This is a genomic window from Pseudomonas sp. MM227, from assembly GCF_947090715.1.
GTDB lineage: Bacteria > Pseudomonadota > Gammaproteobacteria > Pseudomonadales > Pseudomonadaceae > Aquipseudomonas > Aquipseudomonas baltica.
Map to the genome: position 1 here is coordinate 1,166,366 of NZ_OX352319.1, position 13,460 is coordinate 1,179,825.

The following is a 13,460-nucleotide window of genomic DNA, read 5'->3' on the forward strand; positions in this document are numbered from 1 at the left end:
TACTTAAAAAGGGACTGTTAATCCCCGAGAAAACATGACTTCAAAACATCGGCGGACTGCATGTGTCTGCGGTACCGGAAGCGTACCGCTCGACAACCGCGCTATTTGAAAGTTGCGCTGAAAATGGCGGCAGTATCCGTTAAAGACGGGTGATGTTCAACACATCCCCCGATAAGCTCACCTGAACGGGCGCACCCCACAGCGGGTCGCGACGCAGGTCTTCGGAGACCTTGTACTGCCCGGCGATGGAAAGCAGTTCGGCGCCCAGTTGCTGACAGAAGATGCGGGCCTTGCGGTCGCCCTTGATGCCCGCCAGGGCGCGGCCACGCATCGGGCCGTACACATGAATGTTGCCATCGGCCAGCAGTTCGGCACCCGAGCTCACCGAGCTGATCACCACCAGGTCGCAGCCCTGAGCGTAGATCTGCTGGCCGCCACGGATCGGCGTGGTGATCACGCGAGTCGGCTGGATCAAGGGCTCTGGAGGCTTTTCCGGAGGCGTCTCGGGCTTGCGCTCTTCGACTTCCAGCGGTCGTTCGCGGGCACCCGAGGGTGGCAGCACCGGCAAGTCGATGGCGATTGCCGCCGCGATGTCTTCGATGCGGCTGGCACGCAGCGCCAGGGTCCGCAGGCCATGATGACGGCAGATGCGCATCAGGCCCGGCAGGTCGATGCTGCCCTGGTTGGCGGGGAGTTTGTCCAGCGCCAGCACCAGCGGCGTGTTGCTGAAGAAGTTCGGGGCCTGCGCGACCTTGGCCGCCAACTGGCGGTCGAGGCCGGCAAGATCGTTCTTCGCCAACTCAAGCACGGTGATGGCGAGCATGCTGCCCTTGAGTTGGAACACAGGTTCCTGGTCTAGCTGATCGGTCTGGCTCATGGTCGGCAAAACGCGCCTTGTAACTAAAAAAAGTGCCGAGACTTATAGCGAGAACCACCTTCCCCTGCAAGCCGCGACGCAGCGATGGGTGGTCAACCCATGTAGAATGCCCCGCCTTGTTGCCTGTTCGGAATCGTCAATGGACCGCCCGCGTTTTCGCCGATCTTTTCTTCATCCGCGCTTCTGGCCCCTGTGGCTGGGGCTCGGCGCGTTGTGGCTGGTCGTGCAATTGCCGTATCGCGCCTTGCTCAGGCTGGGCCGCTGGCTGGGGATGGGCATGTACCGCGTGGCCAGTGAACGTCGCCGCGTGGCGGCGCGCAACCTCGAGTTGTGCTTCCCGCAGATGCCGCCCGTCGAAAGAAAACGCCTGCTCAAGGAAAACTTCGCATCCACCGGCATCGCATTCTTCGAAATGGCCATGAGCTGGTGGTGGCCACAGGCGCGCCTGGCAAGGCTGGCGCACATCGAAGGGCTCGAACACCTGCAGGCGGCGCAACGTGAGGGCGAAGGCGCAATTCTGATGGCGCTGCATTTCACTACCCTGGAAATCGGTGCAGCGTTGCTGGGCCAGCGCCACACCATCGACGGCATGTACCGCGAGCATCGCAATGCACTGTTCGATTTCGTCCAGCGCCAGGGCCGCGAACGGCACAATCCCGATTCGCTGGCGGTAGAACGCGAGGACGTGCGCGGGATGATCAAGCTGCTGCGCAAGGGCCGCGCTATCTGGTACGCACCCGATCAGGACTATGGCGCCAAGCAGAGCATCTTCGTGCCGCTGTTCGGTATCGAGGCGGCCACGGTGACGGCTACCACGCATTTCGCCCGGCTGGGCAAGGCACGGGTCATCCCGTTCACGCAACGGCGACTGGAAGACGGCTCTGGCTATCGGCTGGTTTTGCATCCACCGCTGCAGGGGTTCCCCGGCGAGAGCGAAGCGGCCGATGCCTTGCGCATCAACCAGTGGGTGGAACAAGCCGTGACCGAATGCCCCGAGCAGTACCTGTGGGCCCATCGCCGCTTCAAGTCGCGGCCAGTCGGCGCACCGAAACTGTACGAGAAGCGCTGAGCGGGGTGGGGTGGACGAACCAGCGTCGACCCCGCTCTCACAATCGCCTGAAGCTCAGCTCTCGTAGGAGCGGTTGATACCCGCGAAGAGGCCCGTGCGCGATGCGCTTACTCGGCGATCTGCAGCTTGCGCGACTCGGTGTACACGTAACGCACCTTCTCGTACTCGAACGGCGAGTTCAGCTGACCGTAGCGGAAGCTGTTGCTGTAGCGCCGATCCACGGCACGCAACGCCCACAACTCTGGATGATTGCTGCTGACCTCGGACACATTGAGGAAATTGATCTGGTTCTCGACGGCGAAGTCGAACACCAGGCCGGTGGTGTCGCGCAGGTTGGACGGCCCCAGGATCGGCAAGACCAGGTAGGCGCCGTTCGGCACACCGTAGAAGCCCAGGGTCTGGCCGAAGTCTTCGGCCTGCTTCTGCAGGCCGAACCAGGTGGCCGGGTCCCACAGGCCCGCCACGCCCAGCGTGGTGTTCACCAACAACCGTCCAGATGTATCCAGGGCACGCTTGCCCTTGAACTGCAGCAGGCTGTTGACCAGGCTCGGCACTTCGCCCAGGTTGCTGAAGAAGTTGCTCACCCCGGTGCGCAGGAACGACGGCGTGATGTACGTATAGCCGTTGACCACCGGCAGGAATACCCACTCGTCGAAACGATAGTTGAAGTGATACAGGCGCCGGTTCAGGTTTTCCAACGGGTCGTAGACGTTCAACGCCGTGAGCGTGGAGCGCTCGAACTCGCGCTGGTCCAGGCCAGGGTTGAACTTGAGTACCTGCAACGGTTGCTTGAAGCCGTCGCTGTCGACCTTCTGGACGGTGCTGTCGTCGGCCTGGGCAACGCCTGCGCACAGCAGCGTTGCCATCAACAGGAATGTTCTAGCCACGGAAGAACTCCAGCATAGCGTCGCTGTTGACGCGGTAATTGAGGTTGCCGCAATGGCCGCCATAAGGGTAAACGGTCAGGCGATCGCCAAAGGTCTTGCGCAAAAAGCCCAGGTCGCCAGGGCCCAGGATCACATCGTCGGCGTTGTGCATGACGCTGATCTTGGTGCTGTTCTGCAGGTAGTCCTTGATGCCATACAGGCTCACCTGATCCACCAGCTGCAGCAGGCTGCCACCGTCGGTGCGGGCGCGCCACATCGGAATCACCTGCTCGGTCAGGTAGCAGTCGAAGTCGCACTGCAGCGCCCGGCGCAGGAACGGCGTGAGGCTGGTGCCTTCGCTGATCGGATACTTGGGCGGCGTGATCAGCCCACGGCGGTTGATCAGGTCGGAGGTGAAGGCAATGTCGGCAGCCGAAAACCGGAACGAGGTGCCGATCAGCATGGCCATCTGCTCGTTGGAAAGGTGCTGCTTGGACTGCTGGAAATCGTAGAGCAGCGCATCGTTGAGGTCGATATAGCCCTTCTGCTGGAAGTAGCGCGTCAGCTTGTTGAGGACCAGCTCATAGAACGTCGTGCTGTTGTTGATGCCCTTGACCTGGGTCTGCACCAACTTGTCGAGGTTGGTGATCGAGGTGTAGAGGTTGACCGGCGGGTTGAGCAGCAGCACTTTCTTGAAGTTGAAACTGCGCCGGGTCTCATCCAGCTGGCTGACGAACGCTGCGTCCAGCGCGCCCAGGCTGTACCCGGTCAGGTAGAAATCGGTGATCGGCAACTTCGGATGCTGGGCACGCACGCCCTGCATGACCCGGTACAGGTCTTCGGCATCTTCGCGGGTCACGCCCGGAGTGGCGAAGCGCGACGCGGCGCTGATGAAGTCGAAGCTGGTGGGTGAGGACAACTGCACCACGTGGTAGCCGGCCTGGTAATACAGCTTTTTCAGGTATTCGTTGAGCGAACTGCTGTAGGGCGCACCGGTGCCGGCAATGAGGAAGATCAGTGGCGCGGCATGGTCCTGCTGGGCCAGGCGATAGCGCAGCTTCTTCACGGCCCAGAAATTGTCCGGCAGGATGAACTCTCGCTCCGGGCGCACGTTGAGGCTGTAGTCGGCCTGATCGATGTCTTCGTCCAGGGGCAGCTTGGGCCGTAGCTCCGGCGGTGTCGAAGCGATCGTGGCCTCGAACGGGTTGGTGAGCGGATAGCCATAGGTGGCGGGGTCGATATCCTTCGCCAACGCGGACGCACTCATGATGAGGCCGCCAAGCAGGGCAGCGAAGCGCAATGATCGGAGCATGACGGAGTCCCTAGAGGAGAATGCTGTGTTGACGTTCGAGGCTAGGACAAGCGCACTGGTGGCAAGTTGCCAAGCCGCTGGGTTTTTAACACAACAACTCGTCCTGACCGGCGGCAAGATACACTGAATTCACCACTCGATGCGCGTGCTCCGACCTGCTGCACGCCACAGTGAGCAGTGCTACCGCCGCTGCTTGCGTCGCCGCCATTGGCGACTGACCCACCAGCGCCAGTAAAACATTGTCAGGAAGTATGCCAACGCTCCCAGTACCACGCCAGTCACCACCGAGCCGAGCAGGAACGGCTGCCACAGCGTGGACATCTGGCTCATCACCCAGTCCCAGCTGTACGAGTCGGGTAGCTGCCGCGGTGGCTGACCCAGCAGCCAGGACCCTACCTTGTACGTGCAATAGAACACCGGCGGCATGGTGATCGGGTTGGTCAGCCACACCAGGCTGACCGCGATGGGCATGTTGCCGCGCACCACGATGGCCAGGGCCGCCGCCAGGAGCATCTGCAGCGGGATGGGCATGAACGCGGCGAACAGGCCGACCGCCATCGCCCGGGCCACGGAATGACGGTTCAGGTGCCAGAGGTTGGCGTCATGCAGGAGGCGACCCAGGAATCGCAGCGACTTGTGTTCACGAATCGTCTCTGGGTCCGGCATGTAGCGCTTGAACAGGCGACGCGGCATAGCGGTCTCGCACGTATCTGTCTGGATGTGTCCGGCAGTATGCACAAGTTGCCTGAAGTCCGAGCTCAGACTTTGTGACATTTGATAAGGCGCGACGCGGCCCGTTTGCCCTTAGCCTTGCCCGGCGGTTTTTCCAGGGAGGAAGGTATGCGCACAGCGATGTTGGCGTTGGCGACCGGGATGGTGTGTCTGCGTTGGCTGCCGACGCTTCCATCATTGAGCTGGCTGGTAGGCATGGGTGCAGGTGCGATGTTGTTGCTGGCAGCGCGCCGCTGGCATTGCGCGCTCGTTCTGCTGGGCCTGTGTTGGGCCTGTCTGCACGCCCACTGGGCGACGAACGGCCAGTTGGTGGCGGCGCTGGACGGACAAACCCTGTGGCTCGAAGGAGAGGTGGTGGGCCTGCCGGCAACCAACGGCAGCACGGTGCGCTTCGAACTGGCCGAGGCCTGGTCGCGCCGTGCGCAGCTACCGTCGCGCCTGCGCCTGGCCTGGTATGGCGGCCCGCGGGTCGTCAGCGGCGAGCGTTGGCGGCTGGCCGTGAACCTCAAGCGGCCGCGGGCATTGGTCAACCCCGGAGGTTTCGACGCCCAGGCCTGGGCCCTGGCCAAGGGCATCGGCGCCACCGGCAGCGTCAAGGCCGGCCAGCGGGTGCGGGCGGCCCGTCTGGCCTGGCGCGATGGCGTGCGCCAGCGGCTGCTGGCTGTGGACAGCCAGCAGCAGGGCGGCACGCTCGCCGCCTTGCTGCTGGGCGACGGTTCGGGCGTGTCCCGCCAGCAGTGGGACGTTCTCCAGGCCACGGGGACCGTGCATCTGTTGGTCATCTCAGGCCAGCACGTCGGCCTGCTTGCGGGGTTGCTGTATGGCCTGGTTGCCCTGTTGGCAAAACTCGGTGTCTGGCCGGCGCGTTGGCCCTGGTTGCCCTGTGCCTGCGCATTGGCGTTCACCGGCGCGTTGGCGTATGGGCTGTTGGCCGGCTTCCAGGTGCCGGTACGCCGAGCCTGCATCATGATCGGCCTGGTGCTGTTGTGGCGGCTGCGCTTTCGCCACCTGGGCGTGTGGTCGCCGCTGCTGCTGGCATTCACCACGGTCTTGCTGGTCGACCCACTGGTCAGCCTGCAGCCGGGATTCTGGCTGTCGTTTTGCGCGGTGGGAGTGCTGCTGCTGACGTTTTCCGGACGTCTGGGCGGTTGGCGCTGGTGGCAGGCCTGGACGCGCGCGCAGTGCTGCGTGGCGGTCGGTTTGCTGCCGGTGATGGTGGCCCTGGCGTTGCCGGTGAGTATCAGCGGGCCGCTGGTGAATCTGCTGGCCGTGCCCTGGATCAGTCTGCTGGTGCTGCCGGTGGCCATGGCCGGTGCCGTGCTGCTGCCTGTGCCCTGGGTGGGCGAAACCCTGCTGTGGCTGGCCGGCGGCGCACTGCGCGGCCTGTTTCAATGGCTGACCTGGGCCGCCGAGTGGGGGCCTTCCTGGCTGCCGCCGGGGCTGTCGCCCGGGGTATGGCTGGTGCTGGTCATCGGCGTGCTGTTGCTGTTGCTGCCGGCCGGTACTCCATTGCGCTGGTTGGGCGTGCCGATGGTCGGGCTGCTGTTGTTCAGCCCGCGTCAGGCACCGCCCGTGGGCCAGGCCGATATCTGGGTGCTGGATGTCGGCCAGGGGCTGGGTGTGCTCGTGCGCACCGCCCACCACCAGTTGCTCTACGACACCGGTCCCGGCCTGGGCGAAATCGACGCCGGCGCCAGTGTGGTGGTGCCCAGCCTGGTAGCCCTGGGCGTGCGGCGCCTGGATGCGATGATCATCAGTCATGCGCACCTCGATCATTCCGGTGGTGCCGGCACCGTTATGCGACGCCTGCCGGTCGACCAGACGCTGGCCGGTGAGCCCGACCTTTTGCCCGCCGCGTGGCAGGCGCAGCCTTGCGAGCCTGGGCGCAGTTGGGAGTGGGACGAGGTGAAGTTCGTCTTGTGGCGCTGGCCGTCGGCCGTGCCCGGCAATCCTGCCTCGTGCGTACTCTGGGTCGAAGCCAATGGCGAGCGCCTGCTGCTCAGCGGCGACATCGACGCGGCGGCCGAAAAAGCCCTGGTCGCGAGCGGTTTGCCGGTTCAGGCACACTGGTTGCAGGTGCCGCACCACGGCAGCCGGACGTCATCGAGCAAGCCATTGCTGGATGCAGTGCGTCCACAGGCAGCGTTGATCTCCAGGGGCCATGGCAATACCTTCGGCCATCCCCATGCCTCCGTACTGGCGCGTTTTCGGGCATTGGGCATCGCCACCCACGACACCGCCGAGGACGGCGCGTTGCGTGTCCGCCTGGGTACCTTTGGCCCGGTGCAGCGGCAGCGCTCCCAGCGACGTTTCTGGCGCGAGGCACCCGACCACCCCTGAGCTTTCCAACGGTCATCGCACGCTTCGACGCGCCTCACCCCTATGGTAGAGTGGCGAACTTTTTCGAGGGGATCGTACCTGTGTGGGAATTGGTTAAGTCTGGCGGCTGGATGATGTTGCCAATCATAGTGAGCTCCATCGTCGCCCTGGCTATCATCGCCGAGCGCTTGTGGACCTTGCGTGCCAGCCGTGTTGCGCCTGCCCATCTGGTCGGCCAGGTCTGGCGCTGGAAGAAAGACAAGCAACTGAGCAAGGAAAAGCTCAAGGAGTTGCGTGCCCACTCGCCGCTTGGCGAGATCCTCGCGGCTGGCCTGGCGAATTCTCGCCATGGCCGCGAAATCATGAAGGAAAGCATCGAGGAGGCGGCCAGCCGGGTCATCCACGAGCTGGAACGCTACATCAGTACCCTGGGCACCATTGCCGCCATGGCGCCGCTGCTGGGTCTGCTCGGCACGGTGATCGGCATGATCGAGATCTTCGGCTCGTTCACCGGAGGCGCCGTCAGCGGTAACCCCGGTGTCATGGCGGGCGGTATCTCCAAAGCGCTGGTCACCACGGCTTCCGGCCTCATCGTCGCGATCCCGGCGCTGTTCTTCCATCGCCTGCTGCAACGGCGCATCGACGAGCTGGTGGTGGGCATGGAGCAGGAAGCCATCAAACTGGTGGAAGTCGTGCAGGGGGATCGCGAGGTCGACCTGGCCGAGGAAAAAGCGTGAAGTTTCGTCGTCGCAGTCGGGAAAACATCGAGCTCAACCTGATCTCGCTGATAGACGTCGTGTTCGTGCTGTTGCTGTTTTTCGTCATCACCACCACGTTCACCCGCGAAACCCAGCTGCGTGTCGAGCTGCCGGAAGCGGTGAACGGCGCGCCGGAACAGGCCAGCAACCTCAAACGCATCGACATCGCCATCAGCGCCGAAGGCGTCTATGCGGTGAACAACCAGTTGCTACCGAAAAGCGACCTGCCGACCCTGCTCGACGCCCTGCGTACCGCATCGGCCGGTGACAGCTCGCTGCCACTGTCGATCAGCGCCGACGGCAAGACGCCGCATCAAGCGGTCATCAGCGCCATGGACGCGGCCGGCAAGCTGGGTTTCAGCCAGATCAGCATGATCACCGTCGAGGCGCAGGCGAATCCCTGATGAGCTTCGCCGACCGATTGTCCGCCGCCTGGTATGCCGGCCATCGCGCGCTATGGCTGTTGCGTCCGCTGGAATGTCTGTACCGCAGTGTCGTGGCGCGCAAGCGTCGGCGATTCGAGGCCGGGCAGGGCGCAATCTACCGCGCCCCGGTGCCGGTGCTGGTGGTCGGCAACATCACCGTCGGTGGCACCGGCAAGACCCCGATGATCCTCTGGCTGATCGAGCACTGCCAGGCGCGCGGCCTGCGCGTTGGCGTGGTCAGTCGCGGCTACGGCGCCAGGCCACCGAGCCTGCCATGGCGGGTCCGCGCCGATCAGGACGCTGCCCAGGCGGGCGACGAGCCGTTGCTGATCGTGCGGCGCAGCGGGGTGCCGCTGGTGATCGACCCCGACCGTGGCCGCGCCGTACGTGCGCTGCTCGAAGCCGAGCCCGTGGACCTGGTGCTCAGCGACGATGGCTTGCAACACTACCGCCTGGCGCGCGACATCGAACTGGTGCTGATCGACGCCGCGCGCGGACTGGGCAACGGTCGCTGCCTGCCCGCCGGCCCGTTACGCGAGCCAGTCGAGCGCCTGCAGTCGGTCGACGCCGTGCTGTGCAACGGTGCCGCCGGCGATTCGGCGCAAGGCTACGGCCTGACCTTGCAAGCCCGGGCGTTGATCAACGTGCGCAGCGGCGAGCGCCGGCCATTGAGCCATTTCCCGCCAGGGCAGGCAGTGCACGCCGTGGCCGGGATCGGCAACCCACAACGTTTCTTCGACACCTTGCAGGCGCTACACTGGCAGCCTGTCGCTCACGCTTTCGCCGATCATGCCACGTTCACGCCGCAGGCCCTGTGTTTCGAGCCACCGTTGCCCGTGGTCATGACCGAGAAAGATGCCGTGAAGTGCCGCGAGTTCGCCGCTGCGGATTGGTGGTACCTGGCCGTCGACGCCCAGCCTTCGCCCCATTTCATCGGTTGGCTCGACCAGCGCCTGACCAGCCTTTTGCCCTGATCCCCTTGCCTTGAAGGATTTTTCCATGGACACCAAACTGCTCGATATCCTCGCTTGCCCGATCACCAAGGGCCCGCTCAAGCTCAGCGCCGACAAGCGCGAGCTGATCAGCAAGGGCGCCGGCCTGGCCTATCCCATTCGCGACGGCATTCCGGTGATGCTGGAAACCGAAGCGCGGACCCTGACCGACGACGAGCGCCTGGATAAATGAGCACGGCCTTCACCGTGGTGATACCTGCGCGGTACCAGTCGACTCGCCTGCCGGGCAAGCCACTGCAGATGATCGCCGGCAAACCGATGATCCAGCATGTCTGGGAACAGGCCTGCAAGAGCACGGCAGCGCGAGTCGTGGTTGCCACCGACGACGTACGCATCGAGTCCGCCTGCCGGGCGTTCGGCGCCGAGGTGGTGATGACCCGGGCTGATCATGAATCCGGTACCGACCGTTTGGCCGAGGTATGCCAGGCATTGGGTCTGGATGCCGAATCCATAGTAGTCAACGTGCAAGGCGACGAGCCGTTGATTCCGCCCGTAGTCATCGACCAGGTGGCGGCCAATCTCGCTGCCAGCCACGAGGCCGCCATGGCAACCCTGGCCGAGCCGATCACGGACGTGGAAGCGTTGTTCAACCCCAACGTGGTCAAGGTGGTCACCGACCTGAACGGCCTGGCGCTGACCTTCAGCCGAGCACCGTTGCCGTGGGCGCGTGACGATTTCGCCAATAATCGCGATGCCCTCCCGGCCCAGGTCCCCTACCGTCGTCATATCGGTATCTATGCCTACCGTGCCGGCTTCCTCCAGGATTTCGTGCAGTGGGGCCCTTGCTGGCTGGAAAACACCGAGCGCCTCGAGCAGCTGCGTGCGCTCTGGCACGGGGTACGCATCCATGTGGCCGATGCCGTGCAGGCGCCGCCCGCCGGTGTCGACACCGCGCAAGATCTGGAGCGCGTGCGGCGCCTGCTGGAGGCTTGATGGCAGCCCATGGCAATGTTCCGCCAGCTGAGTCCATGAGTCTGGACATTCGCGCCAACCAGTCGCTCAAGCCCTACAACACCTTCGGTATCGAGGTGAAGGCAGCGTTTCTGGTCGCGGTGCATGACGATGTCGAGTTGATCCAGGCGTTGGCCTGGGCCACCACGAACGGTCTGCGTGCGCTGGTGATCGGTGGTGGCAGCAACCTGTTGCTGACCGCTGACCTCTCCGACGTGTTGGTAGTGCGCATGGCCAGCCGCGGCGTGCGCGTGCTCGCAGAGGCCGGTGATCAGGTGGTGCTGGAAGCCGAAGCCGGCGAGCCGTGGCACCCTTTCGTATTGCAGACGCTTGAACAAGGTCTGGCAGGTCTGGAAAACCTCAGCCTGATTCCTGGAACCGTGGGTGCAGCGCCCATGCAGAACATCGGTGCCTACGGCGTCGAGATCAAAGACGTGTTCGCCGGCCTCACTGCGCTTGACCGGGATACGTTGCAGATACGCGACTTCAGCGCCGCCGAGTGCGCATTCGGCTATCGCGACAGCCTGTTCAAGCGCCAGCCCGGCCGTTGGGTGATCCTGCGCGTGCGCTTCACGCTTTCACGTTCCGCGCCGGTGCATCTGGACTACGGCCCGGTGCGTCAGCGGCTGGCCGAACAGGGAATCCAGCACCCGACGCCCACCGACGTCAGCGCCGCCATCTGCAGCATCCGTCGAGAAAAGCTTCCCGACCCTGCCGAGCTGGGCAATGCCGGCAGCTTCTTCAAGAACCCGGTCGTGACCGCCTCGGTGCTGGACGCCATTCGCAGCGAGCATCCCGATGTGGTTGCCTATCCCCAGGCCGATGGCCTGTACAAACTGGCGGCGGGTTGGCTGATCGAGCGCGCCGGCTGGAAGGGCCATCGCGAGGGCGACGCCGGCGTGCACCGCTTGCAGTCATTGGTGCTGGTCAATCACGGCAATGCATCGGGCAAGCAGCTGCATGCCCTGGCCCAGCGCATCCAGGACGATATCCAGTCACGCTTCGGTGTGGTGCTGGAGATGGAACCCAATCTGTATTGAGCGTCCGTACGGCGCATCGTGACTATCGGAGCTTACCCCCATGTCAGCCATCACCGCCCCCTGCGCCTTGATTCTCGCTGCAGGGCAAGGGCGCCGTTTCCAGGACGCCGCAGGGCAGGGTAGCGACAAACTGCTTGCCCGGTGCAGCGGGTTGGACGGCATCGAGCGCAGCGTCATCGAACAGGTGATGCGCAACCTCGGTGATACGCTCGAGCGGCGTGTGCTGGTCACCCGTGCGCACAAGACGCAGGTGATACAGCTGGGCGAAGCCTACGGCTGCGAGGTGGTATTGCTCGACTCCGCAGGCATGGGCGACAGCCTGCGCACGGGTGTCGAAGCCAGTCTGGATGCCGATGGCTGGCTGGTGTGCCTGGGCGACATGCCGTTCGTGACTCCCGGAACGTTCGCCAGGGTACGCCAGTGCATGGCGCCGGAGCGTATCTGCGTTGCCCATGGCGCTCAGGGTCACGGGCACCCGGTAGGCTTTGGCCGTATCTTTCGTGAGCAGTTGCTGTCGCTGCAGGGTGATCAGGGGGCTCGACGATTGTTCGCCGAGGCGCACATGAACCTGGTGGTCTGCGACGACCCAGGGATCTACCGCGATGTGGATCGGCCAGGCGACCTGGTCGGGTAACAGGTCGGCGAACAAATTGCAGGCAACAAAAAAGGCCACTTTTTCAAGTGGCCTTCTTCGTTGTTTGGTTGCGGGAGCCGGATTTGAACCGACGACCTTCGGGTTATGAGCCCGACGAGCTACCAGACTGCTCCATCCCGCGTCTGTGTGGGCTATTCTACAGCGCAGCGCCTGCTTGTCAAACCCTGATTTCAAGAAAACTCTTTTCCATCAATCGCTTAGCTTTGCCGATAGTGCTACGAGTCAGGCGGGGCGGGGCTTCCAGCGGTATTGGGGGGATTTGTCGATGGGCAAAAGAATGCGCGCCGGGCTTTGGCCATGGCGCTTATCGCTGCGAGTGAGATAATACCGTTGTTTTTGTACGATCTTTTACCAGCTTGGTACCCCGCCCAGACCATGACGCAGCGCAAGATCATCCATGTCGACTGTGACTGCTTCTATGCCGCCATCGAAATGCGTGACGACCCCCGGCTGGCCGGCAAGCCACTGGCCGTCGGCGGCTCGGCGGAGCGTCGCGGGGTGATCGCCACCTGCAACTATGAAGCCCGCGCCTATGGCGTGCGTTCAGCCATGAGCTCGCGGCACGCGCTCAAACTGTGCCCCGACCTGACCATCGTCAAACCGCGCATGGATGCCTATAAAGAAGCGTCGCGGGAGATTCAGGGGATTTTTCGCGAGTACACCGACCTGATCGAGCCGCTGTCTCTGGACGAGGCCTACCTCGACGTTTCCGACTGCCCGCATTTTTCCGGCAGCGCCACGCGAATTGCCCAGGACATCCGGCGCAAGGTATCCAAGCGCCTGCACATCACCGTTTCGGCGGGGGTGGCGCCAAACAAATTTCTGGCCAAGATCGCCAGCGACTGGCGCAAGCCGGACGGCCTGTTCGTCATCACCCCGGCACAGATCGAAGACTTCGTCGCCGCCTTGCCGGTCACCAAGCTGCATGGCGTAGGCAAGGTCACCGCCGACAAGCTGGCCCGCCTGGGGATCGACAGCTGCCTGGAACTGCGTGAATGGACCAAGCTGGCGCTGGTGCGCGAATTCGGCAGCTTTGGCGAGCGTCTCTACAGCCTGGCACGCGGCATCGACGAGCGCGTGGTGCAGAACGACAGTCGGCGCCAGTCCATCAGCGTGGAAAACACCTACGAGACGGACCTGCCGGATCTGGCCAGTTGCCTGGACAAGCTTCCAGAGCTGATGCAGACCCTGGCCGAGCGGATCGACCGGATCGACAGCAGCTATCGTCCTGGCAAGCCTTTCGTCAAAGTGAAGTTTCACGACTTTACCCAGACCACCCTGGAACAGGCAGGGGCGGGCAGGGACCTGGAAAGCTACCGGCAGCTACTGGGTCAGGCCTTCGCCCGTGGCGGCAAGCCGGTGCGCCTGTTGGGCATCGGTGTGCGCCTGCTGGACCTGCGTGGGGCCCACGAGCAGCTGGAACTGTTCAGCGACGGCTGACCG

Annotated in this window: 14 protein-coding genes and 1 tRNA gene; 10 read left to right on the plus strand and 5 right to left on the minus strand. The window is 63.9% G+C overall.

Going from position 1 to position 13,460, the window contains the following annotated elements; all coding sequences use genetic code 11:
* Nucleotides 1-139 precede the first annotated feature (139 nt).
* Nucleotides 140-877: a septum site-determining protein MinC gene (gene minC, locus ONG87_RS05215; RefSeq protein WP_264382342.1), complete on the minus strand. Its 738-nt coding sequence runs from the start codon at nt 875-877 to the stop codon at nt 140-142.
* A 139-nt stretch (nt 878-1,016) separates the two neighbouring features.
* On the opposite strand from minC, the gene ONG87_RS05220 reads away from it, so the two are divergent.
* Nucleotides 1,017-1,946 (plus strand): lipid A biosynthesis lauroyl acyltransferase, encoded by a 930-nt coding sequence (locus ONG87_RS05220; RefSeq protein ID WP_122479334.1) that lies wholly within the window; start codon nt 1,017-1,019, stop codon nt 1,944-1,946.
* 107 nt (nt 1,947-2,053) lie between these two features.
* Here the strand turns inward: ONG87_RS05220 and ONG87_RS05225 are convergent, their stop codons facing one another.
* From ONG87_RS05225 to ONG87_RS05235, 3 genes are all read right to left on the minus strand, one after another.
* A complete protein-coding gene (locus ONG87_RS05225) occupies nt 2,054-2,833 on the minus strand; it encodes a VacJ family lipoprotein (RefSeq protein ID WP_122479333.1) in 780 nt (259 codons plus the stop codon).
* On the minus strand, nt 2,826-4,124 hold the full coding sequence (locus tag ONG87_RS05230) for a serine/threonine protein kinase (protein WP_122479332.1): 1,299 nt from the start codon (nt 4,122-4,124) through the stop codon (nt 2,826-2,828). The genes ONG87_RS05225 and ONG87_RS05230 overlap by 8 nt, the downstream gene beginning before the upstream one ends.
* Nucleotides 4,125-4,304: 180 nt before the next feature.
* A complete protein-coding gene (locus ONG87_RS05235; RefSeq protein WP_264382343.1) occupies nt 4,305-4,817 on the minus strand; it encodes a DUF2062 domain-containing protein in 513 nt (170 codons plus the stop codon).
* A gap of 147 nt (nt 4,818-4,964) precedes the next feature.
* On the opposite strand from ONG87_RS05235, the gene ONG87_RS05240 reads away from it, so the two are divergent.
* From ONG87_RS05240 to ONG87_RS05275, 8 genes are all read left to right on the plus strand, one after another.
* The gene (locus tag ONG87_RS05240; protein ID WP_264382344.1) at nt 4,965-7,196 is read left to right on the plus strand and encodes a DNA internalization-related competence protein ComEC/Rec2; all 2,232 of its coding nucleotides are present in this window, start codon (nt 4,965-4,967) and stop codon (nt 7,194-7,196) included.
* Between the two features lie 80 nt (nt 7,197-7,276).
* Nucleotides 7,277-7,912: a MotA/TolQ/ExbB proton channel family protein gene (locus ONG87_RS05245; RefSeq protein WP_163007608.1), complete on the plus strand. Its 636-nt coding sequence runs from the start codon at nt 7,277-7,279 to the stop codon at nt 7,910-7,912.
* Nucleotides 7,909-8,337: a biopolymer transporter ExbD gene (locus ONG87_RS05250; protein ID WP_122479328.1), complete on the plus strand. Its 429-nt coding sequence runs from the start codon at nt 7,909-7,911 to the stop codon at nt 8,335-8,337. The genes ONG87_RS05245 and ONG87_RS05250 overlap by 4 nt, the downstream gene beginning before the upstream one ends.
* Nucleotides 8,337-9,332, plus strand: a complete 996-nt coding sequence (gene lpxK / locus ONG87_RS05255; RefSeq protein WP_264382345.1) for a tetraacyldisaccharide 4'-kinase — start codon at nt 8,337-8,339, stop codon at nt 9,330-9,332. The genes ONG87_RS05250 and lpxK overlap by 1 nt, the downstream gene beginning before the upstream one ends.
* A gap of 25 nt (nt 9,333-9,357) precedes the next feature.
* The gene (locus ONG87_RS05260) at nt 9,358-9,543 is read left to right on the plus strand and encodes a Trm112 family protein (RefSeq protein WP_122479326.1); all 186 of its coding nucleotides are present in this window, start codon (nt 9,358-9,360) and stop codon (nt 9,541-9,543) included.
* Complete coding sequence (kdsB, locus tag ONG87_RS05265) at nt 9,540-10,304, plus strand: 3-deoxy-manno-octulosonate cytidylyltransferase (RefSeq protein ID WP_264382346.1); 765 nt, start codon at nt 9,540-9,542, stop codon at nt 10,302-10,304. Before ONG87_RS05260 ends, kdsB begins: the two co-directional genes overlap by 4 nt.
* Nucleotides 10,305-10,339: 35 nt before the next feature.
* The gene (murB, locus tag ONG87_RS05270) at nt 10,340-11,362 is read left to right on the plus strand and encodes a UDP-N-acetylmuramate dehydrogenase (protein WP_264382347.1); all 1,023 of its coding nucleotides are present in this window, start codon (nt 10,340-10,342) and stop codon (nt 11,360-11,362) included.
* Between the two features lie 40 nt (nt 11,363-11,402).
* Nucleotides 11,403-11,996: a nucleotidyltransferase family protein gene (locus ONG87_RS05275; protein ID WP_264382348.1), complete on the plus strand. Its 594-nt coding sequence runs from the start codon at nt 11,403-11,405 to the stop codon at nt 11,994-11,996.
* Between the two features lie 65 nt (nt 11,997-12,061).
* Here ONG87_RS05275 and ONG87_RS05280 read toward each other — a convergent pair.
* Nucleotides 12,062-12,138, minus strand: a tRNA-Met gene (locus tag ONG87_RS05280).
* Between the two features lie 254 nt (nt 12,139-12,392).
* Here ONG87_RS05280 and dinB point away from each other — a divergent pair.
* Nucleotides 12,393-13,457, plus strand: a complete 1,065-nt coding sequence (dinB, locus tag ONG87_RS05285; RefSeq protein ID WP_122479323.1) for a DNA polymerase IV — start codon at nt 12,393-12,395, stop codon at nt 13,455-13,457.
* Nucleotides 13,458-13,460 lie beyond the last annotated feature (3 nt).